We start from the raw sequence: 25,235 nt of genomic DNA on the forward strand, positions 1-25,235 counted from the left end.
CCGGGGCCCGTACCGACGTCAGTCGGTGAGCCCCCGGCGCTCCAAGAGCGGGCGGATGTCGGCGTCCCGGCCGCGGAAGTCGCGGTAGGCCGCCAGTGGATCCTTCGACCCGCCGACTCCCAGCAGTCGCGCGCGGAAGCGGTCGCCGTTCTCCCGCGTCAATCCGCCGTTCTCCTCGAACCACTCCACGGTGTCGGCGTCGAGCACCTCGCTCCAGATGTAGGAGTAGTAGCCGGCGCTGTAGCCGCCGGAGAACACGTGCGCGAAATAGGTCGATGAGTATCTGGTCGGCACGACCGGATTGTCGAGTCCGATATCGCGGAGAGCGGATGCCTCGAACTCGGCGACATCGGTGTCGGCGGCGGCCTCGTCCGCGCTGAGTGAGTGCCATGCCTGGTCGAGCCACGACGCCGCGAGGTATTCGCTGGTGGCGAAGCCCTGATTGAAGACCTCGGCCGCCTTGAGTTTCTCCAGGACGTCGGCCGGCAGCGGCTCCCCGGTCTCGACGTTCCTGGCGTAGTGGGAGAGGACCTCCGGCCAGTAGATCCACATCTCGTTGACCTGACTGGGGAACTCGACGAAATCGCGGAAGACTGCCGTCCCCGCGAAATGCGGGTAGGTCACCTCGGCGAAGAGTCCGTGCAGGGCGTGACCGAACTCGTGGAACAGTGTGGTGACCTGATCGAGGGTCAGGAGCGTCGGCATGCCCGCGGCGGGCTTCGAGACGTTCAGGTTGTTGACCACGATCGGGGCGGTCCCGCGCACGCGCGACTGCGACACGATGGAGTTCATCCAGGCACCGCCGCGCTTCGTGTCGCGGGTGTACAGGTCGAGTACGAAGAGGCCGAGCGCCGATCCGTCGGCGTTGTGGATCTCGAACACACGCGTGTCGGGGTGATACCCGCTCAGATCGTGCCGTTCCGTGAAGGTGACGCCGTACAGCGCCGTGGCGGCGTAGAAGACACCCTCCTGCAGCACCCGCTCCGCCTCGAACCAGGGCCGCAGGGCCGCGGTGTCGAGATCGTAGCGGGCCGCGCGCACCTTCTCGGTGTAGTACGCCCAGTCGTGCGCTTCGAGCGGGAACGGATCGGACTCGGCGTCGATGATGTCCTGCAGGGCGGCCTGCTCCCGGGCGGCGTTGCGCGCGGCAGGGACGGCCAGCCTGCGCAGCAGCTCGTGGACGGCCTCCGGTGATCCCGCGGTCTGATCAGCGGTGACGTATGCCGCGTGCGAGTCGTACCCGAGAAGGGCGGCGCGCTCGGCACGCAGTCTCACGATCTCGCGCAGAACGGGGCGATTGTCATGGGCACCCGCCCGCGAGCCGCGAGCACGGGAGGCGTCGAGGATGCGCCGGCGACTCGTACGATCCTTAAGGCTCGCGAGATAGGGGTGTCCCGTGAACAGGGTCAGCGTCACGACGTGCTTGCCGTCGAGCCCCCGGTCGGTCGCGGCCTGCGCGGTCGAGGACAACTCGCCCGCCGTCAGTCCGTCGAGGTCGGACGCATCGTCGAACACCACGGCGAGGTCGTTGGTGTCGGCGAGCAGGTTCTTCTCGAACGTGGTGGTGAGCGTCGACAGCCGCTGGTTGAGGTCGGTCAGGTGCGCCTTCGCCCCGTCGTCGAGCCCTGCGCCGCCGTGCGACATCTCGCGGTAGTGCCGTTCGACGAGGTACGTCTGCTCGGGGTCGAGGTCGAGGGTGGGCAATTGATCGTGCAGCGTCTTGATGCGCCAGTAGAGCTGACTGTCGAGCTGTATCGCATCGTGGTGCGCCGACATGAGCGGTGCGAGCGCCTCCTCGATCTCCTGGATCTGCTCGGTGGCATCGGCCGACGACACCGTGTAGAAGGTGCGGGCCACTCTGCCGAGCAGATCCCCGCTCGCCTCGAGAGGGACCATGGTGTTCTCGAAGGTCGGCATCGAGCGGGCGACGGTGATGCGGGTGACCTCCGCACGGTGCTCGGCGAATGCCTGCTCGAATGCCGGAAGGTAGTGCTCGGGCCGGATCAGGTCGTAGGGCGGGAGCCCATAGGGGAGAGTGCTGGGGGAAAGAAGTGGATTGGAAGCGGCATCCGTCATGATGCCAGCGTAAGCGCCGAGTCCGGGCCTCTCCGCCGCCAGCCCGCGAGGCTCACGGTGTCAGGCGAACCCGTCGTCGTGATCGTGTCGCACCACGGCATTTCCGTCGGCGTCGAGCGTGACGATGACGCCGGTCTCGGACTCCGCCACCGGGCGGCCCTCCAGGAACGTCAGGGTCCAACGAGGTGCGGCCTGCCCGAGGGCATCCGGCGGACTCGCTGCCTCCACCGCCAGGATCTGCGCGCGCAGCGGGGCCGGAACCGCAGCCGGGGGTTCGTCTCCGGCCGTCCACCGTGTGCCCAGTCGCATCTCACACCTCCGGGGCGGCGAGGACGATATCGGTCACCGACGTCGACTCCGCCTCTGCGTAGATGATCTCGCTGATGCGTCCCACGGCCTTCAGATCGCCTTCGGTCAGCTGCAGGATGGCGATCGCCGCGGCGGGCGCGGAGATCGTCACCCGGGTGACGGGGGTCTTCTGCGAGGCCTTCGCCTCGGTCTTGGCGCGACGGATGCTGACGAGAGCTTCGCTCGCGGCGGCGAGGACGGCCGGATCGCCCGCGAAGCCGAGAGGCTCGGGCCACGGCGCCACGTGCACGGAGCCGTGCTCGAACCACGACCATGATTCCTCGGTCGCGAACGCGAGAACGGGGGCGAAGAGCCTCAAGAGGGTCGACAACGCGAGTCGGAGCGCGAGCGCCGCGGACGCCTGGCCGACGTCGGACTGATCGTACGCACGCTCCTTCACGAGCTCGAGATAGTCGTCGCAGAACGTCCAGAAGAACGACTCGGTCAGCTCGAGCGCACGCGCGTGATCGTAGGCCTCGTAGGCGCGCGTCGCCTCGCGCACGACGACGTCGAGCGTCGCGAGCATCGACGCGTCGAGGGCGTGCGTCACCTGCGCGCCGTCGGGGACCGGGAAGGACAGCACGAACTTCGCGGCGTTCAGCACCTTGATCGCGAGGCGACGGCCGATCTTCACCTGGGTCGGGTTCTGCGGATCGAAGGCCGCGTCAGAGCCCAGGCGGCTGGAGGCCGCCCAGTACCGCACCGCGTCGGTGCCGTGCTGATCGAGGATGTCGGCGGGGGTGACCACGTTCCCCTTCGACTTCGACATCTTCTTGCGGTCGGGGTCGACGATGAAGCCCGAAATCGCCGCATCCGTCCACGGAGACCGACCGTCTTCGAGCACGCTGCGCAGCATCGTGGAGAAGAGCCACGTCCGGATGATGTCCTGGCCCTGGGGGCGCAGATCGAACGGCGCGACCAGCTGCCACAGCTCGTCGTCCCGCTCCCAGCCGCCCGCGAGCTGCGGGGTGAGCGACGACGTCGCCCACGTGTCGAAGATGTCCTGTTCGCCCTCGAATCCACCCGCCTGACCGCGCTGCGACTCGTCGTAACCGGCCGGGGCGTCCACCGTGGGGTCCACCGGAAGTTGACCGAGGTCGGGGACGATCACGCGCGCGAAATCGCGGTCGCCGTTGTCGTCGAGGCCGTACCACACGGGAATGGGCACCCCGAAGAAGCGCTGGCGCGAGACCAGCCAGTCGCCGGTCAGCCCGTTGGTCCAGTTCTCGTAGCGGACGCGCATGAAGTCGGGATGCCAGCCCATGCCCTGCCCGAAGGCGATCAGCTTCTCGCGCAGATCCGCGTCGCGCGCGCCGTTGCGCAGATACCACTGCCGGGTCGAGACGATCTCGAGCGGCCGGTCGCCCTTCTCGAAGAACTTCACGGCGTGCGTGAACGGCTTCGGCTCACCGATCAGGTCACCCGATGCGCGCAGCAGGTCCACGATGGTCTTCTTGGCGCTGAAGACCGTCTTGCCCGCGAGTTCGGCGTACGCCGCGCGCGCGTCCTCCGTAGTGATCACGTCGGGGGCGTCCGGGAGCAGGCGGCCGTCCTTGCCGAGGATGGTGCGGTTCGGAAGGTCGAGCTCTCGCCACCAGATGATGTCCGTCACGTCGCCGAAGGTGCAGATCATGGCGATGCCCGAACCCTTGTCCTTCTGCGCGAGGGGATGCGCCAACACGGGTACTTCGACGTCGAAGAGGGGGGTGCGCACGGTCGTTCCGAAGAGCGGCTGATAGCGCTCGTCGTCGGGGTGCGCGACGAGCGCGACGCAGGCGGGCAGCAGTTCGGGACGCGTCGTCTCGATGTGCACGTCGCCGGTGCCGTCGGTCTTGTGGAAGGCGACCCGATGGTAAGCGGCGGGCTGGTCGCGATCCTCGAGTTCCGCCTGGGCGATCGCGGACCGGAAGTCGATGTCCCACAGCGTCGGGGCCAGCGCTTGGTACGCCTCCCCGCGCTCGAGATTGCGGAGGAACGCGAGCTGGCTCGTGCGGATGGTGTCATCGGAGATCGTGCGGTAGGTCTGCGTCCAGTCGACGCTCAGACCGAGCTGCCGGAACAACGACTCGAACTGCTGCTCGTCCTCCACGGTGAGGCGTTCGCAGAGCTCGATGAAGTTGCGGCGGCTGATGGGAACCTGGTCGGCGGCGCGGCTCGACTTGTTGTCGCCGCCCTCGAACGGCGGCGTGAACCCGCTCTGGTATGGCAGCGACGGGTCGCAGCGCACGCCGTAGTAGTTCTGCACGCGGCGCTCGGTGGGGAGACCGTTGTCGTCCCACCCCATGGGGTAGAAGACGGACTTGCCGCGCATCCGCTCGAACCGCACCTTGAGGTCGGTGTGCGTGAAGGAGAACACGTGCCCGATGTGCAGGCTGCCCGAGGCCGTGGGCGGGGGAGTGTCGACCGAGAAGACTCCCGCTCTGCCCCGCTCGGCGGCTAGACGCCGATCGAACAGGTACGTGCCCTGCGCTTTCCACGCGGCATCCCACTTCTCCTCGAGACCCTCGAGAGCGGGCTTGTCGGGAATGTGCGCGTTCGACATGGGGTCTCCTCGTGCGATATGTGCGGCACTGTGTGAGCGTGCCTGAGTGTGGATGCCCGTCAATCCTAGCCGCCCGGGCACGTCGGCCTCCTGCGGATCCGGGGACGGAGCCGGGATGCTGCTATCGACGGGGTTCGTCGCGGCCCGGCTTGGTCGGGCCTCCGCCGCCGTCCCCGCGTCGCAGATAGCGCTCGAACTCCTGGGCGATGGCATCGCCGGAAGCCTCAGGGGAGTCCCACGTGTCGCGGGTCTTCTCGAGCTGGCGGATGTACTCCGTCATCTCCTCGTCGTCTGCTGCCGCGGCGTCGATCGAGGCCTCCCACGCCGCCGAGGCCGTCGCCAGGTCGGCACGCGGGACCTTGGCCCCCGTGATGTCCTCGAGACGATCCAGCAGTGCGAGGGAGGCCTTGGGCGACGGGGTATGTCCCGCGACGTAGTGCGGGACGCTCGCCCACAGGCTCGCTGCGGGGATGCCTGCGAGATCGGCGGCCTGACCCAGGACGCTGAGGATGCCGACCGGACCTTCGTACGTGCTGCGCTCCACCTCGAGCGACAGGCGCAGCTGCTCGTTGTCGCTGCCCGCGAAGACCGAGATCGGCCTCGTGTGGGGTACGTCGGACATCATCGAACCGAGGGCGACGAAACCCGTGACGTCCTCGCGCAGGGCGACGTCCATGAACTCGCCTGCGAAGGCCTGCCACGCGCGCGCCGGCTCGACACCGGTGAGCAACCACAGCTGCGTGCCACGGGTCGCTCGCCGCGGACGGTAGAGCGTCGCCTCCGGCCAGCGCAGCTGACGCTTGCCGTCGCCGTCGGTCTCGAGATGCGGCCGCGTGTACTGGTAGTCGAAGTAGAGCTCGGGATCGACCGAGAAGACCGGCTCGTAAGCGCCCTCTTCGCGAAGCAGCGTCACCGCGGAGGATGCGGCTTCTCCGGCGTCGTTCCAGCCGTCGAACGCCGCGACGATCACCCTACGACCCAGTCCGTCCACGCGACCTCCTCTGCTGGGGGAGTTCATCCAGGATAGGCGCACGGCGCTCACGGCGGGCGACGGGCCGATGTGGGCGCGTCGGTAGCATGGGGCGAGTGACCTCTCCTGCACCCGCCGCCGTCCTCTGGGACATGGACGGAACACTCGTCGACACCGAGCCGTACTGGATGGCCGCCGAGAAACCGCTCGTGGAGAGCTTCGGCGGCACCTGGTCGCACGAGCAGGCGCTGACCCTCGTCGGCCGCGGCCTCGAGGACTCCGCGCGGATCCTTCAGGACGCCGGAGTCAGGATGAACGAGCAGGCCATCATCGACCGTCTGACTGATGACGTCATGGGTCGTTTCGGCATCGACGGCGTCCCCTTCCGCCCCGGCGCCCGCGAGCTCCTCGTGCACTTGCGGGAACGGGGGATCAAGACGGCCCTCGTGACGATGTCGCTGCGACGGATGGCGCAGACCGTCGTCGACCTGATCGACTTCCCGGCATTCGACCTCGTCGTCGCGGGCGACGACGTGACGCGACCGAAACCGCATCCCGACCCCTACCTCCAGGCGTGCGCGTCCCTGGGCGTCGATCCGGTCGACACCGTCGCCATCGAGGACTCCCCGAACGGGCTCCGCTCGGCGATCGCCGCCGGAGGCTCGGTCATCGGCGTTCCGCTGATGGTCTCCTTGGCGGGCGTCGGCGCGCACGTGCTGTGGCCGACGCTCGAGGGCAAGACGGCCGACGATGTCGCAGAGTTCCACGAACACCGCCGCGCGCAGCGGCAGAGAGCACCACGATGAGCTTCGAATCCCCCGCACCTACCGACGACGACTCCCCTTCCGGCGGGTCCGCACGCCCGAGCGGACCCTTCCGCGTCGGCGACCGCGTGCAGCTGACCGGGCCGAAGGGTCGGATGCACACGATCACCCTCCGGGAGGGCGGCGAGCTGCACACCCATCACGGTGTCCTGAAGCACCGGGCGCTGATCGGCCTGCCGGACGGATCGGTCGTGAGCAACAGCGGAGACCACGAGTATCTCGCGCTGCGGCCGCTGCTGCGCGACTTCGTCATGTCGATGCCCCGAGGAGCGGCGATCGTCTACCCGAAGGATGCCGCGCAGATCCTCGCCGACGCGGACATCTTCCCCGGCGCAGTCGTCGTGGAGGCGGGAGTGGGCTCCGGCGCGCTCTCCCTGTGGCTGCTCCGAGCCGTCGGACCCGCAGGACGGCTCTTCTCCTTCGAGCGTCGCGCCGACTTCGCGGAAGTGGCCGCGGCGAATGTCGAGACCTTCCTCGGCGTACCCCCGCAGAACTGGGACGTCGTCGTCGGCGATCTCACGACATCTCTGCCCGAGACGGTGGCAGCGGCATCCGTCGACCGCGTCGTGCTCGACATGCTCGCGCCCTGGGAGTGCATCGACGTCGTCGCCGATGCGCTCGCGCCCGGAGGAGTGGTGCTCTGCTACGTCGCCACCGCCACGCAGCTCAGTCGTGTCGCCGAGTTCCTGCGGGGGACGGGCCTGTTCACGGAGCCGGTCGCATCCGAGACAATGGTGCGCGGCTGGCATGTCGAGGGACTCGCGGTGCGTCCGGACCACCGGATGGTCGCGCACACCGGATTCCTCATCTCGGCGCGAAGGCTGGCGCCCGGGGCCGTCCTGCCTGAGCTGAAGCGCCGCGCGTCGAAGTCCAGCTACGGCGACGAGGACGTGGAGCTGTGGACACCCGGAGCAGTCGGGGACCGCGACATCACCGACAAGAACCTCCGCAAGCGCGTCCGCGAGGCGCAGCGCGCCGTGGGTGGCGCGCGTATCGCCGCGACCTCGAGCGGGTCGGGCGCGGAAGACACGAACGCCTAGACTGTTGCGGTGCGCAAGATCCCCGCTCTGATCGCTGTCCTCGGTATGGCCTCGGTCGGTCTCGTCGGCTGTGCCGCCGGCGGCAGCGCGGCGACCTGTCCTCGACCCGCATCCGGTGATTCGTCGGTGCTCGACGCCGTCACGATCGCCGACGGCAGCGGTGACGCCCCCGACGTCTCCGTGTACACCCCGTTCAAGGTGGGTGCCACCGAGTTCGAAGACGTCACCCGCGGCACAGGCACGGCCATCACGTCCGACGAGCAGGTCATCGTCCTCGACTTCACCATCCTCGATGGAACGACCGGGACGACGATCATCCAGACCCCGCACGACGGCACGACCGGTGTCAGCGCACTCTCGGCCTGGGGTGAACAGCTCTTCCCGACCCTTCCGGACGCGCTCCACTGCGCGACCGCCGGGTCGCGGGTCGTGGTGGGCATGCCGTACACCGACGTCGCCGCCTCTGCGGCGAGCCAACTCGGCCTGAAAGAGGGCGACTCCATCGTCGCGGTGTTCGATGTCGCCGACGTCTACCTTCCGCACGCCGAGGGTGATTCTCAGTTCAATGACGCTCTCGGACTGCCGACGGTGGTGCGGGCGCCCGATGGTCGACCGGGGATCATCGTCCCCGCGGCGACCGCTCCCACCGAGGTCACGGTGCAGACCCTGATCAAGGGCTCCGGTGAGACCGTGTCGGGCGACTCCACGGTGCTGCTGCACCAGACATCGGTCTCGTGGGATGACCGCTCGGTCATCGACACGACGTGGGACGGCCCCGCGGCACCCACCGACCTGAGCACTCTTCCCGCGGGCGTCGCCGATGCCGTGACCGGAGCATCGGTGGGCTCGCAGCTCCTTGTGGTCGTTCCGGCGGACGCCACCGAATCGGGTGCGTCGGCCTCGGCCACGGTGTACGTCGTCGACGTGCTCGGGACGGGTCTGCCCGCGACGCAGTGACCTGCAGGGAGCACGCGCGCATCGGCACGCCCCTCGTAGGATGAGGGAATGCCCGCCAACTCTCCCGCGAAGAACCCGCCTGAGGAACGGCTGGTCAATCTCGTGGTCGCGCTCATGGCGACCGAGCAGGGGCTGACGAAGGACGCCATCCTCGGTTCCGTGGCGGGCTATCGCGAGCAGCAGGATGCCGGGGCGTCCAAGGACGCACTCGAGAAGATGTTCGAGCGTGACAAGGAGAGCCTGCGCGGGCTAGGCGTGCCGATCGAGACCATCGGCGACTGGGCAGACCCCGACGATCTCCGGGAAGCACGATACCGGGTGCCCGTCGCGGAATACGCTCTGCCGGTGGACATCGAGTTCGCGCCCGCGGAGATCGCCCTCCTCACCCTGGCCGGAAGCATGTGGAGTCAGAGTTCCATGTCGGCCGATGCTCGAAGCGGTCTGCGCAAGATCCGCGCCCTGGGTATCGCCGTCGACGAGCCCATCATCGGCTTCGCGCCGCGCATCAGCGTCCGCGAGCCGGCGTTCGGCCCTCTGCAGCATGCCATCGAGCATCACCGCGTCGTGACCTTCCCCTACATGAAGCCGGGGGAGCAGTCTCCCCGCATCCGACGGATCCAGCCGCTCGCGCTGGTCGAGTACGAGGCGCGATGGCATGTCTTCGGGATCGACCTCGCCGCGGCATCCGACCGCACGTTCCTGCTGTCTCGCATCGTCGGCGAGGTGCAGGCGACGCGACATAGCTTCGATGCGGCCCTCCGGGAAGGGGCGGGGGAGCGTGCCCTGGCGGGGCTGCAGGATCTCGCGGCTCGCCAGCGGGCGCTCCTGGAGGTCAACCCCGGCACCGAAGCCGCGCTGCGACTCGGCCGCCGAAGCTCACCGGCCGACCAGGGGATGCACGTGCCCTACGTGGACGTGCATGTCTTCGCCGACGAATTGGCCTCCTACGGTCCCGAAGTGCGCGTGGTCGAACCGGAAGAGCTGCGCATGCAGGTCATCGCCCGGCTCGAGCGCGCTCTCGAACGCAACGGAGGATCGTCGTGAACGCTCAGAAGCCGCTCGTCGCCACCGACCGGGCTGCCCTCATGCTGCAGCTCGTCCCGTATCTGCTCACGAAGGGCGAAGTCTCGGTCGCCGAAGCGGCGGACGAGTTCGATGTCACGATCGACCAGATGCGCGGAATGGTCGAGAAGCTCACGGTGATCGGCCTGCCCGGCGAACGCGGCTATTGGCAGATGTCGAACGACCTCTTCGACATCGATTGGGATCTGCTGGACCAGCGCGACCTCATCGTCATCACGAACAGCGTGGGTCTCGAAAGATCGCCCAAACTCACCTCGCGCGAGGCTGCTGCGCTCCTGGCCGGTCTCCAACTCGCCAGAACCCTCCCGGGCGTCGGTGACACCGCTCTGTTCTCTCAGCTGCTCGCCAAGCTCGCGCGCGGCGCCTCGAGCGCCCCCGTCGACGTGATCGTCGCACCGGGACCCGTCGACGCGGTGCGCGACGCCGTCGCATCGGCCCTGAAGGCGGGCGTCGCCGTGTCGTTCACCTACAAGGCTCCGGATGCCGCGCCCACGACGCGAACCGTCGATCCGGTCAAAGTGCTCATCTCCAACGGGCAGTGGTATCTGCAGGGATGGTGTCACCTGCGTGAGGCCATGCGCACCTTCCACCTCGACCGCGTGGGCGATCTCGTACCGACCTCCCTGCCCAGCGAGCACGCGGCCGATGAGGTGCCCGCGATGTTCGAGCCGGGGGACGACGATGTGCAGGTGCGCATCCGCTACCCGGAGTCCGTCGCGACGCTTCTCGGCGAGTATCTCGAACGCGCCGACATCTCCACCGCGGACGGAGTCTCGGTCGCGACCGTCCGGCTGCCCGACGACGCGGCCCTGCGGCGGCTGGTGGCCCGCAGAGGCGGGGATGTGGAGATCCTCGAGCCGGCGTCGGCGCGCCAGGCCGCGGTGGCCTGGGCCGAGGCGGGTCTGGCGCAGTACAGTTGACGCGACGGTGCGACCGCGGAACTCCATCCGATGGCCGCCTCGTTACGAACATGTATTGCGGATGCCCAGCGTGCGGCGAGCGACCCGCCGTCTGACCTGAGCCTCGGGTTAGACTTCTCAGACACCGCTTCGGAAGGAAACGACATGTTCCAAGGACTTACAGGGTGGCACTTTCTGATCGTCCTCGCCGTGATCCTCTTGCTGTTCGGCGCGGCCAAGCTGCCCGCGCTCGCCAAGAGCATGGGCCAGTCTGCCCGCGTTTTCAAGGGTGAGATCAAGGCCATGAAGGACGATGACGCCACGGTCGCCGGCAAGACGGACACCGTCGCCGCGCCGGTCAGCCCGGTCGCCGAGACCACGCTCCCCACCGTGCGCGCTGATGCGACGCCCATCGTGAGCGACACCGCCGCACCCAAGCCCTGACCAAGCTGTGACGACGGCTCGAGCGTCGCGCCGCGCCACGGGCGCCGCGCGGGGCGAGAAGAGGATGTCGCTCGGCGGCCATCTCGTCGAGTTGCGCAAGCGGCTGATGATCTCAGCTGCGGCACTGATCGTCTTCATGGTGGCGGCGTTCTTCCTCTCCGAGCCGATCATCGACCTGCTCACCGTTCCGGTGGACGTGATCAATCAGCGCACGGGCAATGCAGCGCTCAACTTCAGCACGGTGACAGGCGCCTTCGACCTGCGGGTCAGAATCGCCTTCGCCGTCGGTCTGCTGCTGTCCGCTCCGGTGTGGCTTTCGCAGATCTGGTTGTTCATCTCTCCCGGACTCACGCGCAAGGAGATCCGTTACGCCGTCGGCTTCCTCGGTGCGGCCATCCCGCTGTTCTTCGCGGGTGTCGCGGCCGGTTATCTCGTGATGCCCCACATCATCGAGCTGATGGCCTCCTTCGTGCCCGAGGGAGCCGCAAGCTACTTCACGTCGAACGACTACTACGACTTCATCCTGAAGCTCATGCTCGTCGTCGGGGTGGCCTTCGTCCTTCCCGTCTTCCTCGTCCTGCTCAATTTCGCCGGCATCATGAGTGGCGTCGCCATCCTCAAAGGCTGGCGATTCGCCATCCTCGCCATCACCCTGTTCACCGCACTGGCCACCCCCGCCGCTGACGTCATTTCGATGTTCCTGCTGGCCATCCCCATGCTCATCCTGTATTTCGCCGCAGTGGGCGTCGCGGTGCTGTCCGATCGCAGACGAGCCAAGCGAGCCCCCGATCTGATGGTGCCCGGGGCAACTCCGTGACCGAGGCGAGTCCGGCGGAGAGGTTCGCTCGGGCCCGTCAGACGCAGTCCCATCCGCTGACGTCGGCATTCGCGGCGTCGCTCGCGTTCGACCTCGATCCCTTCCAGATCGCGGGCTGCCACTCGCTCGAAGACGGGCGCAGCGTGCTGGTCGCGGCGCCGACCGGAGCGGGCAAGACGATCGTGGGCGAGTTCGCCATTCATCTTGCGATGCTCGCGCAGACCGACGGCGGGCCACCCGACAAGGCCTTCTACACCACGCCGATGAAGGCGTTGTCGAACCAGAAGTTCCGCGAACTGCAGGAGGTGTACGGCGCTGATCAGGTCGGCCTGCTCACCGGCGACACGAACATCAACGGCAACGCCCGCATCGTCGTGATGACGACCGAAGTGCTGCGCAACATGCTGTACGCGGACTCGCCGGCGCTGCGCGGCTTGCGCTTCGTCGTGATGGACGAAGTGCACTACCTCGCCGACCGCTTCCGCGGCGCCGTGTGGGAAGAGGTGATCATCCACCTGCCTCCCCGCGTCAAGCTCGTCTCGCTCTCGGCGACCGTGTCCAACGCAGAGGAGTTCGGCGATTGGCTCGACACGGTGCGCGGCGACACCGAGGTGATCGTCTCCGAGATCCGCCCCGTTCCGCTCGAGCAGCACGTCCTCGTGCGCGGAGATCTCCTGCCGCTCTTCGACGACCGAGCCGGGATCGCGACTGCACAGGTCAATCAGGAGCTCATGCGCATCCGGTCGTTCAAGGGGCCGACGTTCGAGAACAACAGGCGTGCGTCGAGCATGAACAGCGCCACGGATCGCAACGGGGGATCACGGAACGCGCCGTCGGGCCGCCGACCCCACAAGGGCGGACAGCGGCCGGTGCGTCCCTCGAACGTGCAGCGCATCGAGCGCATCGACCGCCCCGACGTCGTCAGGCTCCTCGAACGCGCCACTCTCCTGCCGGCGATCTTCTTCATCTTCAGTCGCGTGGGCTGCGACGCCGCGGTGCAGCAGGTACGGCGGTCTGGCGTGCGCCTGACGACCGCCGAGGACCGCGCCGAGATCCGAGCGGTGGTCGAGGACCGCACCCGCAGCCTGAACGATGAAGACCTCGGCGTGCTCGGATACTACGAGTGGCTCGACAACCTCGAGCGGGGCGTCGCCGCGCACCACGCCGGGCTGCTGCCCGCGTTCAAGGAAGTCGTCGAGGAGCTGTTCCGTCGCAAGCTGGTGAAGGTGGTCTTCGCCACGGAGACCCTTGCCCTCGGCATCAACATGCCCGCGCGCACCGTGGTCCTCGAGAAGCTCGAGAAATTCAACGGCGAGGCTCGGGTGGCGATCACGTCGGGGGAGTACACCCAGATCACCGGTCGTGCCGGCCGGCGCGGAATCGATGTCGAGGGCCACGCGGTCATCCAGTGGACCGAGGGACTCGACCCCCAGCAGGTCGCCGCTCTCGCGTCACGTCGCACCTATCCATTGAATTCGAGCTTCCGCCCGACCTACAACATGGCGGTCAACCTGATCGACCAGTTCGGTCGCCCCCGCGCACGGGAGGTGCTGGAGTCGTCTTTCGCGCAGTTCCAGGCCGACCGCTCCGTCGTGGGGTTGGCGCGCCAGGTGCGCGAAGCGGAGGTGTCACTCGCCGGGTACGCGAAGTCCATGACCTGCGACCGCGGCGACTTCGTGGAGTACTCCGAGATCCGCCGTGACCTGAGCGATCTCGAGAAGCTCAATCGCAAGGACGTCACGGCGTCCCGTGCCACCCGGGAGAAACGCCAGCGGGAACTGAGCGGCTTGCGACGGCGGATGCAACGGCATCCCTCGCACCAGTGCCCCGACCGAGAGCAGCACGCGCGGTGGGCGGAGCGCTATTGGAAGCTCAGGCGCGACACCGACAAGCTCAGACAGCAGATCCAGACCCGCACGGGAACGGTCGCGCGCATCTTCGACCGCGTGGTCGAGGTGCTCGCCGAACTCGAATACGTACAGCTCGACGGCACGGACGCCTCTCTCACCCCGACGGGGCGCACGATGCGCCGCATCTATGGTGAGCGTGATCTGCTCGTAGCCGAATCCCTCCGGCTCGGACTGTGGAACAACCTCGATGCCCCGTCGCTGGCGGCGCTCGCCTGCTCGCTCGTCTACGAGCCCCGACGGGACGAGGGACCCCCCGGAGAGCATCAGCTGCCCCGCGGCGCGTTCCGGCGGGCGCTGAGCGAGACCGAAGACCTGTGGTCGCGACTGGATGATCTGGAACGCGATCACCGGCTCCCCGGCACCGAGCCGATCGCCGCCGGGCTCGCGCAGCCGATGCACTCCTGGGCTCGTGGCGTCCTGCTGGACCGCGTCCTGGCCGACGCGGACATGGCCGCGGGGGATTTCGTGCGCTGGACCAAGCAGACGATCGACCTCCTGGACCAACTGTCGCTCGTCGCTCAGCCCGAGGTCGCCCGGACGGCCCGCACCGCTCTCGAGTCCGTCCGACGCGGCATCGTCGCCTACAGCTCGGTGTGATCGCCGCGGCGGCGGCGGGGGAGCGACGGCGCCCACGTAGGCTGGATGCGTGCCCCTCGCCCCACGCCCGCTCCTCCCGCTGTGGGCGGCGTCGGCCGCCTCTGCCGTCGGCGGACTGGTGCTGTGCACGGCGTTCCCTGCGCTGTCGTGGTGGCCGATGGCCTTCCCGGGAGTGGCTCTCGGCCTGGTCGGACTGATCGGCCGCAGGGCTTGGTCGGCGTTCCTCGTCGGATTCGTCTTCGGTGCCGCCTTCTTCTTCGTCAACCTCTTCTTCACGGCCCGCTATCTGGGCCCTGTGCCCTGGATCGCTCTGGCGATGCTCGAGTCGCTCCTGACGGCGCTGGGCGCCGTCCCCATCGCGTGGGCGTACCGATGGCTGCCGCGGGTGCTGTCCGGGGTCGGTGCACGTCTGATCGTGCTGCCGATGCTCGTCGCCGGTCTGTGGACGCTTCGCGAGCAGATCGTCGGATCACAGCCGTACGGCGGATTCCCGTGGGGACGCGTCGGCATCACCCAGGCGGGCAGCCCGCTCGCGCACCTCACATCCTGGATCGGCATCTCGGGGCTCACCTTCGTGATGGTCATGCTCTGCGCCGCAGCCATCGAATACGTGAGGATCGGCCGCTTCCGCCGGCCACTGACCGCGGCACCCGTCGCCGTTCTGGCGCTCGTGCTGCTGCTCGTTCCGCAGTTCCCCACGACTGCCGAGGGCAGCCTGCGCGTCGGCTCCGTGCAGGGCAACGGTCCCGCCGGCTATTTCGACCGGCGTACGGAGAATGCGGTGCTGAATGCCCAGCTGAAAGCCACCGAGCCGTTGCTCGGCCAGTCCATGGACGTGCTCCTCTGGCCCGAGGGTGGGGTCGACTCCGACCCCACCGACGACGACGTCACGGCCGACGTGCTGGACGGTCTCTCCGAGCAGCTCGGAGCGCCGCTTCTGGTGAGTGCCGTCACCGCACGGGACGGCCGGTACTTCAACTCCGCGCTCCTGTGGGAGCCCGGCGAAGGAGCAGTGCAGACCTACGACAAGAGGCACCCCGTGCCGTTCGGTGAAGTCGTACCCGACCGGTGGTTCTGGGAGATGCTCGCGCCGGACCTCATCGGCTTGATCGGTCGGGAGTACACGCCCGGCACCGCGGCGCCGTTCATCGATCTCGACGGCGTCGGAGTGGGTCTGGCGATCTGCTTCGACGTGATCTACGACGATGTCATCTGGGACGGCGCTGACGACGGAGCGGAGGTCTACATGTTCCAGACGAACAACGCCGACTTCCGCGGTACCGACGAGAACCTGCAGCAACTCGCGTTCGCGCGGATGCGGGCGATCGAGACCGGCCGGTCCGTCGTGAACATCAGCACGGTCGGCACCAGTCAGGTGATCGCGCCCGATGGCACCACGATCGATGCACTCCCGGCGGACGTCGCCGGACACATGCTGACCGATGTCCCCCTGCGGTCGGGGTCGACGCCTGCCGTGATCATCGGAGAGGCCGTCAAGAACGTGATCGGGTGGGGGAGCCTGCTTGCTCTTGCGCTGTGCGGCGTACTCGGTCGGCGCCGGCGCAACGCGAAGACGCCGGCCCCCGAAGGGACCGGCGTCTGAGACGTCAGGAGATCAGGCGCTGATCTTCTGAGTGGCCGGATCTTCGCCGGCTCCGCGACGGGAGCGGACGTACGCCAGACGCTCTTCCAGAAGTTCTTCGAGCTCGGGAAGCGAGCGACGCTCGAGAAGCATGTCCCAGTGCGTTCGCGCCACCTTGTCTTCGCTGTGGTCGACGGTCGCGTGACCCTCACCCACGCGCAGCAGGGCCTCTGCTCCGCATGTGCGGCATTCCCATGCCGGGGGTACCTCTGCATCGGCGGCGAAGGTCATGGTCGTGTCACGTCCGCACGACGTGCACGAGTAGATGTGCTGGGCGCGCTCATGGAACACGACGCCGTCTTCGCTTTGTAGGCTCTGGGCGCCGAGTCGGATGCCGCGCAAGCTGCGGTCTGCCATTATGTGGTCCTCTCGTTACTCTCCGGTATAACGTCGCCACCTGTGCGGATCATCCGAAGCGCACCGGTTCAGGAGCCATTCACAGACGATGCTCAGCGGCGGTTCTCCGCCACCACGGAGAGCGCGAGATCCGCTCGATCGGTGACGAGACCGTCGACCCCGAGGTGGAGCAGCCGGCGCATCTCGGCGGGGTCGTTGACGGTCCAGACATGCACCTCGACACCCGCTTCATGGGCGTACTCGATGAGGCGGGGGGACAGCACCGCCAGGCGTCCGCGGCGCTCGGGAATCTGCAGCGCATCGATTCCGGCCACGGCGTGACGCACCAGAACGGCGGAACGCAGCGCGACCGCCGAGACGACCTTGGCCAAGGTGTTCACACCCGCCGAGGTGGCCGGTCGGATGCCTTCACCGCGCCGCTCGATCTCGCTCTCCGCCGCCTCGCAGGCCGCCCGCCGCCGCGCATCGGAGAAGCTCGTCAGCAGGACCCGTGCTCCATCTTCCGCCACGAGACGCCCGACGTCTGCGGCGGCATCGGGCGCCTTCACATCGAGGTTGAACCGGAGGGTCGGGAAGGATTCGAGAGCCTGGGGGAGGCTGATCAAACCACCGCGATCCGCCATCAGGTGCTCCAGCTCGCGCTCCGTCACCTGCGAGACCCGCCGGGGGTCACCGGTGATGCGCAGCAGGTCGTCGTCGTGGAACAGGACGATGCGACCGTCGCTCGTGCGGTGACAGTCCGATTCGACGTAGATCGCGCCTGCCGCGTGCGCCTGTGCCACGGCCGCGAACGAATTCTCGGTCACGCCGTGGTCCGCGGCATCCGCGGTCACCAGCCCCCGGTGAGCCAGAACACGCGGCAGCTCCGTGCGTTCGAACCAGGGGTGCATCGATGGAACGGCGCCGCTATTCGGCGGCGGCGGTGGGTGCGTCGCGTGCGGTGCTCGCGAGCGCGACGGACTCGGCGCTCTTCGCCACTTCCGCCGCTTCGCGGGCCGCTTGGGCGGCCGCCTCGTTCGCCGCCTGCGCGGTCTCGGACGGCGAGTACTGCCGCGGCGCAGCTCCACGGGGCGCACGCGGCGCGGACGGGGTGTCCCTGCCGCCGAACGCGTCGCCGATGCCCTTCAGCGCCTCGGTCAGCTCGCTCGGGATGATCCAGAGCTTGCTCGACGGGCTCTCCGCGATCTTCGGGAGGGTCTGCAGGTACTGGTAGGCCAGGAGCTTCTCGTCCGGGTCGCCGACGTGGATCGCGTCGAACACCATCTGAATGGCCTCGGATTCGCCCTGGGCGCGGAGCACGGCAGCCTGCTTGTCGCCCTCGGCCTTGAGGATCTCCGCTTGGCGGCGTCCTTCGGCCTCCAGGATCTGGGACTGCTTGGAGCCCTCGGCCGTCAGGATCGCCGCACGACGGTCGCGCTCGGCGCGCATCTGCTTCTCCATCGAGTCCTGGATCGAGTGCGGCGGGTCGATCGCTTTGAGCTCCACACGGCCGACGCGGATACCCCACTTGCCGGTCGCCTCGTCGAGGACGACGCGCAGCTGTCCGTTGATGTTGTCCCGGCTCGTGAGCGCCTCCTCGAGGTTGAGCCCACCCACGACGTTGCGAAGCGTCGTCGTGGTCAACAACTCGACGGCTCCGAGATAGTTCGCGATCTCATAGGTCGCAGCGCGCGCATCGGTGACCTGGAAATAGACGACGGTGTCGATCGAGACGACGAGGTTGTCCTCGGTGATGACGGGCTGCGGAGGAAACGAGACGACCTGCTCGCGCATGTCGATCAGCGGCCGGAGTCGGTCGACGAACGGGACCAGCACGTTCAGACCCGGCGTCAGCGTCTTGTGATACTTGCCGAGCCGCTCCACGACGCCGGCCGACGCCTGCGGGATGATGCGGATCGCACGAGCGATCACCACGACGACGAAGATGAGGACCGCGAGGGCGAGAAGCCATCCGATCGCCTGTGGGACGAATTCCTCGGGGGTCATGCGGTCAGTTCCTCCTTGGGCAGGACGAGCGCCGTGGCGCCGTCGATTCGGCTGACGAGGATGGTCGTTCCGGGTTCGAGGACGGTGCGGTCGGCAGTTCGTGCCGTCCAGATGTCTCCGTTGGACAGCTTGACCTGACCACCGACGGACGTCACGGTCGACACGACCAGGCCCGGCAGGCCGACCAGCGCATCGACGTTGCTCGGTGTCTTGTCCTCGCCTCGGTGCAGACGTCGCAGGAGAGGTGGTCTCAGCGCGAAGACCAGGACGGCCGCGACGGCGGCGGCCACGATGACCTGCAACCAGATCGGGGCACCGAGAAGATCGGCTCCCAGCCCCGCGAGGCCGCCGATGCTCAGCATCAGGAAGGTGAAATCGAGCGTGAGCATCTCGATGACGAGGAACAGCAGGATCAGCACGAGCCAGCCGATCCACGCGAATTGCTCGATGGTCTCGATGAATTCCATGGCGCACTCCCTCGTTCCTTCGACGCTAGCACGGCAGTGCGCGGGGGGACCCGGAAGGCCGTTCGCATCCCGGTCGACCGAACCCGCCCTTGGTAGTGTCATGACGCCGTCACGACGCGACCGTCGAGCCGGCCGTCACCATGGAACCGTCAGGAGTACCCGTGTCCCCATCCCTCCCTCCGCATTCCCTCGATGGGAAGAAGGCGCTCGTCACCGGCTCGTCGCGCGGAATCGGCGCCGACACCGTGCGCTTCTTCGCCCACGCCGGAGCCGACGTCGTCATCAACTACCGCAACAAGGCGCCCCGCGCCGAGAAGCTCGCCACCGAATTGCGTGGCCTCGGAGTCGAGGCACTGGTGGTCGGCGCAGACCTCACGGACGAGGCATCCGTGCAGGAGCTCTTCGCGCAGGTCGGGTCGACCTTCGGCTCGCTCGACGTCCTCGTGCTGAATGCTTCGGGCGGGATGGAATCGGGGATGGCGGAGGACTACGCGCTGCAACTGAATCGCGACGCCCAGGTACGGGTGCTCAACGCCGCCCTGCCGCTCCTCGGTGATGGATCGCGCGTAGTGTTCGTGACGAGCCACCAGGCCCACTTCATCCGGACGACCCCGACGATGCCCGAATACGAGCCCGTCGCGAAGTCCAAGCGCGCGGGGGAGGACGCCCTGCGGGAGCTCATCCCCGCGCTCGAGGCGCGCGGGATCGGTTTCGTCGTGGTCTCGGGCGACATGATCGAGGGCACCATCACCGCGACGCTGCTCGAGCGCGCGAACCCCGGCGCGATCTCGTCTCGCCGCGAGTCGGCGGGCAAGCTCTACAACGTGAGCGAGTTCGCCGCGGAGGTCGCGCTCGCGGCCGTCGACCCGATCCCCGCCGACCACACCCGACTCGTCGGCGACGTGACGTCGTTCGTCGCCGAGTGAGACGATGCGTGAACAGGAGAACGGCCCCCGGATCACATCCGGGGGCCGTTCTTCGTGCGCGTCAGGAGATCAGACGGCCTTCCAGGTGAAGGCGCGGGCGATCTGGATGATGCCGAGCACCACGAGCATGATGCCCAGCAGCCACCACAGCACGATCGCACCCAGCAGGGCGTTGAACAGCAGGTAGAGGCCGGCGATGATGCTGACGATCGCGAAGAAGATCGACAGGCCCTTCGACGCCGAGCCGCTGAGCGTGGTCAACGAGACGATGCCCTCGACCACCCACATGATGCCCACGAGGATCGCGACGAAGATCGCGAGCCAGGCGGTCGTGGCACCGAGGTTCGCGAAGGCGACGACACCGGCGATGATGAAGAGGATGCCGAGCACGATGTGGCCGACGCGCGACCATCCGCCCATCGACTTCGCGAACACCCCGAGACCGGCGTAGATCAACCCGCCGACGATGGCATAGATCGCGATGATGATCGTGACGAACTGCGCCGCGGCGGCCGGCTGGAAGATGATGATGAGCCCGGCGATCAGGGCGATGACGCCTCCGACGCCGAGTGCGGTGCGGATGCCGTTGACTGCCGACTTCTCGGCTGATGCTGTGGACATGCGAGTGTCCTTTCTGGGAGTTGACTGGGAATTCCCACCCCAGAGTAGCGCCGCGGCGTCGTCGCATCACGAACGCCACGGCGAAGGACACGATCGTGTCGCGCTCACCCCAGGAGTGCGACCGCCGCCAGGAGGACGGGTACGCACCCGATCGTGGTGAGGAAGACCGTGTCGCGGGAGATCGATTCACCGACCCCGTAGCGCTGCGAGTAGTTGAACACGTTCTGGGCGGTCGGAAGGGCCGCCAGCACGACGACGATGAGGACGTCGCCGGGGGAGAGACGGAACACCAGCGCCGCGACGGCCCACGCCACGACGGGCATCACGACGAGTTTGAGCGCCGAGGCGAGGACCACGTCGCGCCGACGGCCTGAGGCTCCGAGCACCTTCTGGCCGTGGAGTGAGATGCCGTAGCTGATCAGCAGGACCGGAACGCACGCATTGGCGATGAGCTGCGCGGGGTCCATCACGATCGGCGGGAGACGGAGGCCGAGGACGGACACGAGCGTCCCGAGCGCCGACCCCAGCACGATGGGGTTGAGCAGCGTGCGACGCACGATCGGCAGGAGGGCTCGCTGGCCGCTGGTGACCGCGTCGAGGATCGCCAGCGAGATGGGCGTGAACACCAGCAGCTGCATGAGGATCACGGGCGCGGGATACGCGGCGCTGCCCAGGAGGTACAACGACAGCGGAATGCCGATGTTGTTCGAATTGACCTGGCCCGCCGACAGCGCGCCGATGACGGTCTCGGCGGCACGCCGCTTCCACACGAGTCGGGCGACGAGGCCGTAGATCAGGAAGACGACCGCAGCGGCGATCGCAGACACGGGAAGCAGCGCGGAGAACAACGTGTGCACATCGGCCTGCGCCAGCACGACGAACAGGAGGAACGGCGACAGCACGAAGAACGTGAGCCGGCTGAGCACCGGGCGTGCGTGTTCGCCGAGCAGATCGATGCGGCCGATGATGTAGCCGACGAGGATCGCGACTCCGACGACCACGAACCCCGTCAGCGTCTCCCACATGGTTCGAGCTTAGGAGGACACGCGCGTCCGCCCGTGCCCATGCCATGTCAGCGCACGAGCAGGAAGGGGTCGAACCGCTCTCCGCACTTGCCGATAATGCACATTATGTCAGCTCGGGCGAAGGCGGGCCGATCGGGGCTCCCTGCCCGCACCGGCCTCCCCTCCCCGATGCTGGCCCCGTCGCGCTGCCTAGGGCGTAGCGACGGCTTCCGCGTCGACTCCGTACGCGAGCGTCGACGGCTCCAGGTGCGCCGTCTGATCGCCCACGAGTGTCAGCTCCCGCGGGTCGAGCTTGCGCACCTCGGAAATGTCGGCGAGATCGTCGAGGCAGACCCAGAAGATGTTCGGGCTCCGCGTCGAACCGAAGTAGTAGACGCGATCGGTCAGATCAGCTCCGGCACGCCACCAGGTCGGATAGACGTCGCCCGTCGAGTACGGGGCGCCGTACGGCACCGAGACGTTCGCGATCAGCTGGAAGACACCCGCGACCGCTTCCTCGACGTTCTCGGGCGCGGGCAGGTAGTGCAGGAAGTAGGCCGCCCGTACGAACCGATCGGAGGACGTGATGTCACCGGGAGGCGGCAGTTCACCGCCGAACGGACGGAAGCGCGCGAGGTTCTCGAGCTGCTTGTCGAGCGTCGGAGAATTGGACATGACCGTGAACTCCCGCCCGTGGTGGACGACCAGTTCACCGTCCAGCGGCTCGATCACGGCCGAGTCCCCGAACGCGTCCTCGAGCGCGATGTGGATACCGAGCTGAATGCCGCGGAATGTCGGCGAGGTGATGCGCACGCGATCGATGTCGGCGACCGCCTCCGCCACGGTCGCGTAGTTGTCGAGCAGATACTGCACCCACATGGCGTTCGCGACGGCGGGTCGACCGTCGTCGTCGGGAAACGAGACATCCTCCGGATCGAGGTACAGCGCGTGCACGCCGAGGCCACGATCGTTGATGCCGTCGACCGTGCCCATCCCCCACATGCTCGTGACGATGCTGCCGTAGCGGGAGGTCCAGTGGGCGGATGCCGCGTCCCGTGCACCCCGACGCTCGGTGCCGCGGGGGACGAACCACAGCTCAGGCTCGTCGCTCACCTGCCAGTCCATGCATCGTGCGACCGTGACCGCGACGTCGTTCGTGTTCCACAGGATCCGCGTGCACATAGCGGTGAGCGTATCCCACGCCCGCGGGAGTCGCGCTCCCCCTCACCGTCCGCGGTAGCGGTGCTCCGGACGCCCGGTCGTGCCGTAGCGCAGACTCACCTCGACGGCACCGCGGGCCGCCAGGGCGGCGAGGTGCCTCTGTGCGGTGGCGCGAGAGACGCCGATGCGCTCGGCGATGTCGTTGGCGGATGCCTCGCCTTCGCCGAGCCGCTCGAGGATGAGTCGCTCGGTCGCCGGCTGCGCCGTGGAGCCCGCGCCGGTCTCCCGCCCCCGCAGCACCTGAAGCGCCCGCTCGAGCGTCTCCTGATCCACGCGGCGGTCGTCGCCGAGGACGTTCCGGAAACGACGATAAGCGTCGAGCCGGTCGCCGAGCAGGCGGGCATCGAAGGGCTTGACGAGATAGTCGAGCGCGCCTGCCCGCAGGGCGCGGCGGACGGTGGGCGCGTCCGTCGCCGCACTGATCACGATCGCATCGACGTCGGACTCGGCCACGAAGCCGATACCGTCACCGTCCGGCAGATAGACGTCGCAGAGCAGCAGATCCGGCTGCTGGTCGCGCACGGCCGCCCGGGCCTCCCGTACGCCGCGCACGGGTTCGAGGGCCGCGAAGCCGGGCCTTCCGGCCACGATGTCGCGGTGCAGACCTCCTACGCGGAAATCGTCATCGATGATCAGCACCCGGTATGCGTCGACCGTCACGGAGCGTCTCCTTCAGCTTGTTCGTAGGAGACGCCGCCGGAGGCACCCGCGGCCATCGTCCGAGGTATGCGTGCGGTGAACACAGCCCCACTCCCCCCGCCACCCGGCTCCACCAGCCAGAGGTCTCCGCCGAACCGTCGGGCGATGTCGCGCGCGAGCGGGAGGCCGATCCCGTGTCCGTGCACGTCGTCGCCGGCAACCACATCGGGAACGCCCGGGAGGCGGTCGAACAGCGACGCGGCGTCCGCCACTCCCCCGCCGGAATCCGCGACGGTGACCACGAGCGTGTCCCCGTCGTCGAGCAGCTCCACGTCGACCCATCGCGGTTCGGGCGCGGCGATCGCCGCACGGATCGCATTGTCGACGAGGTTGCCGAGCACCGTGGCGACATCCTCGGGTGCGGCCACCTGCCCGAGAACCAGGGAGCGCTCTCCCACGTGCAGGCGAACGCCCCTTTCCGCGGCGTCGACCGAGAGAGCCTCCAGGAGCGAGCGCAGAAAGGGTTCGTCCACTCCGGCGACGTCGCCCTCTGCCGGCGAGGCGCGCGAGACCTCGAGCACCTCGTCGAGGTAGGCACGGGCATCCGTCACTCGGCGCGCGTCGATCAGCCCGGCGGCCACGTGCAGCCGGTTGGCGAACTCATGCCGCTGCGCGCGCAGGGCGTTCGTCATCGTCGCCACGCTCTCCAGCCGCTCGCTCAGTCTGACGACGTCCGTGCGGTCGCGGATGACCACGACGACGCCGAGATCGCGGCCCGCCCTCGACACCCGCCGCGCATCGACGAACACCACGTGATCGCCGAGGACGATCGGAGCGTCCGCGTCGCGAGCGGAATCAACGCCCATCGCGGCCACGAGGTCGGCCGGCAGGTCGAGATCGCGGATGCCCCGTCCCACGATGTCGCCGAGCCCGAGCAGTCTGCGCGCCGCCGTGTTCGCCACGGTGATGTGTCCGTCGACCGTGTACGCGACGACGCCCTCCCCCGCCCCGTCGAGCACGGCCGCCTGGTTCTGCACGAGCGCAGCGAGCTCTTCGGGCTGCACGCCCAGCGTCAATCGCTCGAGGCGCCGACGGACGAAGAAGGCGACGAGCGCACCGATCCCGAGGGCCAGGAGCGCAGCCACCCCCACGCCGATGAGGAGCGGCGGCAGATCATCGAAGACGCTGGCGCGCGCGAACCCGACGCTGACTTCGCCGACCGGCGTCGTCGTGCCCGGACCGTAGACCGGCACCTTCGCTCGGGCGGACTCGCCGAGTGTTCCGGACTCCCAGGCGACGTTCTCGCGGCCCGCCAGTGCGTCGGCGTAGCTGGTGCTGACCTCCTCGCCGAGTCGCGCGGGGTCGGGGTGGGCGAGCCGGATGCCGCGGTCATCGGTGATCACCACGAACAGCGCACCGGTGGATCGTTCGACGCCGGCGGCGAGCGTCTCGAGGTCTCCGCCCCGCAATGCGTCTGCCTCCGGTGTCCCCGGGTCGGCGGAGTAGCGCGCAACCAGCGCGCGCACGTCCCCGTCTGCGGCCACGGTGCGGGCGATGCTCAGCGACGCCGACTCGGCTTCTGCTCGCAGCTGCTGCACGCCGAGCCAGGTGAACACGGCGGTGCAGACCCCGACGACCGCGATGACGCTCGCGAGCTGCCAGAGGAGCAGCTGCGTCGAGAACCGCATGATCGTCTCCGCTCGGCCGACGCGCGTCGATTGAGCGAAACGCGCAGAACCCACGATATGCGCAATACCTGCAGGAATGCGAGATACCGGATGCCGCGGCATCCGCTGCAATATCTTCGGCGGAACGCGAACCGCCGACGGTTCTGCACACGCATCATCACAGACGAAGGAGTCGAC

General features: G+C 68.2%; 23 protein-coding genes. 10 read left to right on the forward strand and 13 right to left on the reverse strand.

Annotated features, from left to right (window positions below; all coding sequences use genetic code 11):
• Positions 1-18: 18 nt before the first annotated feature.
• From ACFM35_RS05355 to ACFM35_RS05370, 4 genes are all read right to left on the reverse strand, one after another.
• Entirely contained in the window at positions 19-2,076 is a 2,058-nt protein-coding gene (locus tag ACFM35_RS05355) for a M3 family metallopeptidase (protein WP_378839313.1), read from the reverse strand.
• A 60-nt stretch (positions 2,077-2,136) separates the two neighbouring features.
• The gene (locus ACFM35_RS05360) at positions 2,137-2,385 is read right to left on the reverse strand and encodes a hypothetical protein (RefSeq protein WP_378839316.1); all 249 of its coding nucleotides are present in this window, start codon (positions 2,383-2,385) and stop codon (positions 2,137-2,139) included.
• 1 nt (position 2,386) lies between these two features.
• On the reverse strand, positions 2,387-4,966 hold the full coding sequence (gene valS / locus ACFM35_RS05365; RefSeq protein WP_378839318.1) for a valine--tRNA ligase: 2,580 nt from the start codon (positions 4,964-4,966) through the stop codon (positions 2,387-2,389).
• Between the two features lie 121 nt (positions 4,967-5,087).
• A complete protein-coding gene (locus ACFM35_RS05370; RefSeq protein WP_378839321.1) occupies positions 5,088-5,957 on the reverse strand; it encodes a PAC2 family protein in 870 nt (289 codons plus the stop codon).
• 95 nt (positions 5,958-6,052) lie between these two features.
• Here ACFM35_RS05370 and ACFM35_RS05375 point away from each other — a divergent pair, with 95 nt between their 5' ends.
• The 9 genes from ACFM35_RS05375 to lnt all read left to right on the forward strand — a co-directional run bounded on the left by ACFM35_RS05375 (position 6,053) and on the right by lnt (position 16,110).
• Positions 6,053-6,742, forward strand: coding sequence for an HAD family hydrolase (locus ACFM35_RS05375; protein WP_378839324.1), 690 nt, complete (start codon positions 6,053-6,055; stop codon positions 6,740-6,742).
• Entirely contained in the window at positions 6,739-7,800 is a 1,062-nt protein-coding gene (locus ACFM35_RS05380; RefSeq protein ID WP_378839328.1) for a tRNA (adenine-N1)-methyltransferase, read from the forward strand. The genes ACFM35_RS05375 and ACFM35_RS05380 overlap by 4 nt, the downstream gene beginning before the upstream one ends.
• Positions 7,801-7,809: 9 nt before the next feature.
• Positions 7,810-8,757 carry an FKBP-type peptidyl-prolyl cis-trans isomerase gene (locus tag ACFM35_RS05385; protein WP_378839331.1) on the forward strand — a complete coding sequence of 316 codons (948 nt, stop codon included), beginning with the start codon at positions 7,810-7,812 and terminating at the stop codon, positions 8,755-8,757.
• Between the two features lie 48 nt (positions 8,758-8,805).
• Complete coding sequence (locus ACFM35_RS05390) at positions 8,806-9,801, forward strand: helix-turn-helix transcriptional regulator (protein ID WP_378839334.1); 996 nt, start codon at positions 8,806-8,808, stop codon at positions 9,799-9,801.
• Complete coding sequence (locus ACFM35_RS05395) at positions 9,798-10,760, forward strand: helix-turn-helix transcriptional regulator (RefSeq protein ID WP_378839336.1); 963 nt, start codon at positions 9,798-9,800, stop codon at positions 10,758-10,760. The genes ACFM35_RS05390 and ACFM35_RS05395 overlap by 4 nt, the downstream gene beginning before the upstream one ends.
• Before the next feature lie 144 nt (positions 10,761-10,904).
• On the forward strand, positions 10,905-11,183 hold the full coding sequence (tatA, locus tag ACFM35_RS05400; RefSeq protein ID WP_378839339.1) for a twin-arginine translocase TatA/TatE family subunit: 279 nt from the start codon (positions 10,905-10,907) through the stop codon (positions 11,181-11,183).
• Positions 11,184-11,247: 64 nt separating this feature from the next.
• On the forward strand, positions 11,248-12,000 hold the full coding sequence (gene tatC, locus ACFM35_RS05405; protein WP_378839497.1) for a twin-arginine translocase subunit TatC: 753 nt from the start codon (positions 11,248-11,250) through the stop codon (positions 11,998-12,000).
• The gene (locus ACFM35_RS05410) at positions 11,997-14,507 is read left to right on the forward strand and encodes a DEAD/DEAH box helicase (RefSeq protein WP_378839342.1); all 2,511 of its coding nucleotides are present in this window, start codon (positions 11,997-11,999) and stop codon (positions 14,505-14,507) included. The genes tatC and ACFM35_RS05410 overlap by 4 nt, the downstream gene beginning before the upstream one ends.
• Before the next feature lie 49 nt (positions 14,508-14,556).
• A complete protein-coding gene (gene lnt / locus ACFM35_RS05415; protein WP_378839344.1) occupies positions 14,557-16,110 on the forward strand; it encodes an apolipoprotein N-acyltransferase in 1,554 nt (517 codons plus the stop codon).
• 12 nt (positions 16,111-16,122) lie between these two features.
• Here lnt and ACFM35_RS05420 read toward each other — a convergent pair whose 3' ends face one another.
• The 4 genes from ACFM35_RS05420 to ACFM35_RS05435 form a co-directional block, all read right to left on the reverse strand.
• Entirely contained in the window at positions 16,123-16,506 is a 384-nt protein-coding gene (locus ACFM35_RS05420) for an RNA polymerase-binding protein RbpA (RefSeq protein ID WP_378839347.1), read from the reverse strand.
• 92 nt (positions 16,507-16,598) lie between these two features.
• Positions 16,599-17,396, reverse strand: a complete 798-nt coding sequence (locus ACFM35_RS05425) for a glycerophosphodiester phosphodiesterase family protein (RefSeq protein ID WP_378839350.1) — start codon at positions 17,394-17,396, stop codon at positions 16,599-16,601.
• Positions 17,397-17,412: 16 nt separating this feature from the next.
• Positions 17,413-18,492 carry an SPFH domain-containing protein gene (locus ACFM35_RS05430; RefSeq protein WP_378839352.1) on the reverse strand — a complete coding sequence of 360 codons (1,080 nt, stop codon included), beginning with the start codon at positions 18,490-18,492 and terminating at the stop codon, positions 17,413-17,415.
• Positions 18,489-18,959 carry an NfeD family protein gene (locus tag ACFM35_RS05435; protein WP_378839355.1) on the reverse strand — a complete coding sequence of 157 codons (471 nt, stop codon included), beginning with the start codon at positions 18,957-18,959 and terminating at the stop codon, positions 18,489-18,491. Before ACFM35_RS05435 ends, ACFM35_RS05430 begins: the two co-directional genes overlap by 4 nt.
• A 140-nt stretch (positions 18,960-19,099) precedes the next feature.
• On the opposite strand from ACFM35_RS05435, the gene ACFM35_RS05440 reads away from it, so the two are divergent.
• Complete coding sequence (locus tag ACFM35_RS05440; protein WP_378839357.1) at positions 19,100-19,885, forward strand: SDR family oxidoreductase; 786 nt, start codon at positions 19,100-19,102, stop codon at positions 19,883-19,885.
• A 69-nt stretch (positions 19,886-19,954) separates the two neighbouring features.
• On the opposite strand, the gene ACFM35_RS05445 is transcribed toward ACFM35_RS05440, so the two are convergent.
• The 5 genes from ACFM35_RS05445 to ACFM35_RS05465 all read right to left on the reverse strand — a co-directional run bounded on the left by ACFM35_RS05445 (position 19,955) and on the right by ACFM35_RS05465 (position 25,058).
• Positions 19,955-20,506 (reverse strand): HdeD family acid-resistance protein, encoded by a 552-nt coding sequence (locus ACFM35_RS05445; RefSeq protein WP_378839360.1) that lies wholly within the window; start codon positions 20,504-20,506, stop codon positions 19,955-19,957.
• 104 nt (positions 20,507-20,610) lie between these two features.
• Positions 20,611-21,531, reverse strand: a complete 921-nt coding sequence (locus ACFM35_RS05450; protein ID WP_378839362.1) for an AEC family transporter — start codon at positions 21,529-21,531, stop codon at positions 20,611-20,613.
• A 189-nt stretch (positions 21,532-21,720) separates the two neighbouring features.
• Complete coding sequence (locus ACFM35_RS05455; RefSeq protein ID WP_378839365.1) at positions 21,721-22,692, reverse strand: linear amide C-N hydrolase; 972 nt, start codon at positions 22,690-22,692, stop codon at positions 21,721-21,723.
• A gap of 42 nt (positions 22,693-22,734) precedes the next feature.
• A complete protein-coding gene (locus ACFM35_RS05460; protein WP_378839367.1) occupies positions 22,735-23,391 on the reverse strand; it encodes a response regulator in 657 nt (218 codons plus the stop codon).
• The gene (locus ACFM35_RS05465) at positions 23,388-25,058 is read right to left on the reverse strand and encodes a sensor histidine kinase (RefSeq protein WP_378839369.1); all 1,671 of its coding nucleotides are present in this window, start codon (positions 25,056-25,058) and stop codon (positions 23,388-23,390) included. Before ACFM35_RS05465 ends, ACFM35_RS05460 begins: the two co-directional genes overlap by 4 nt.
• Positions 25,059-25,235: the final 177 nt, after the last annotated feature.

Origin of the sequence: Microbacterium songi (assembly GCF_042747925.1) — a bacterium.
In the GTDB taxonomy this organism is placed as follows: domain Bacteria; phylum Actinomycetota; class Actinomycetes; order Actinomycetales; family Microbacteriaceae; genus Microbacterium.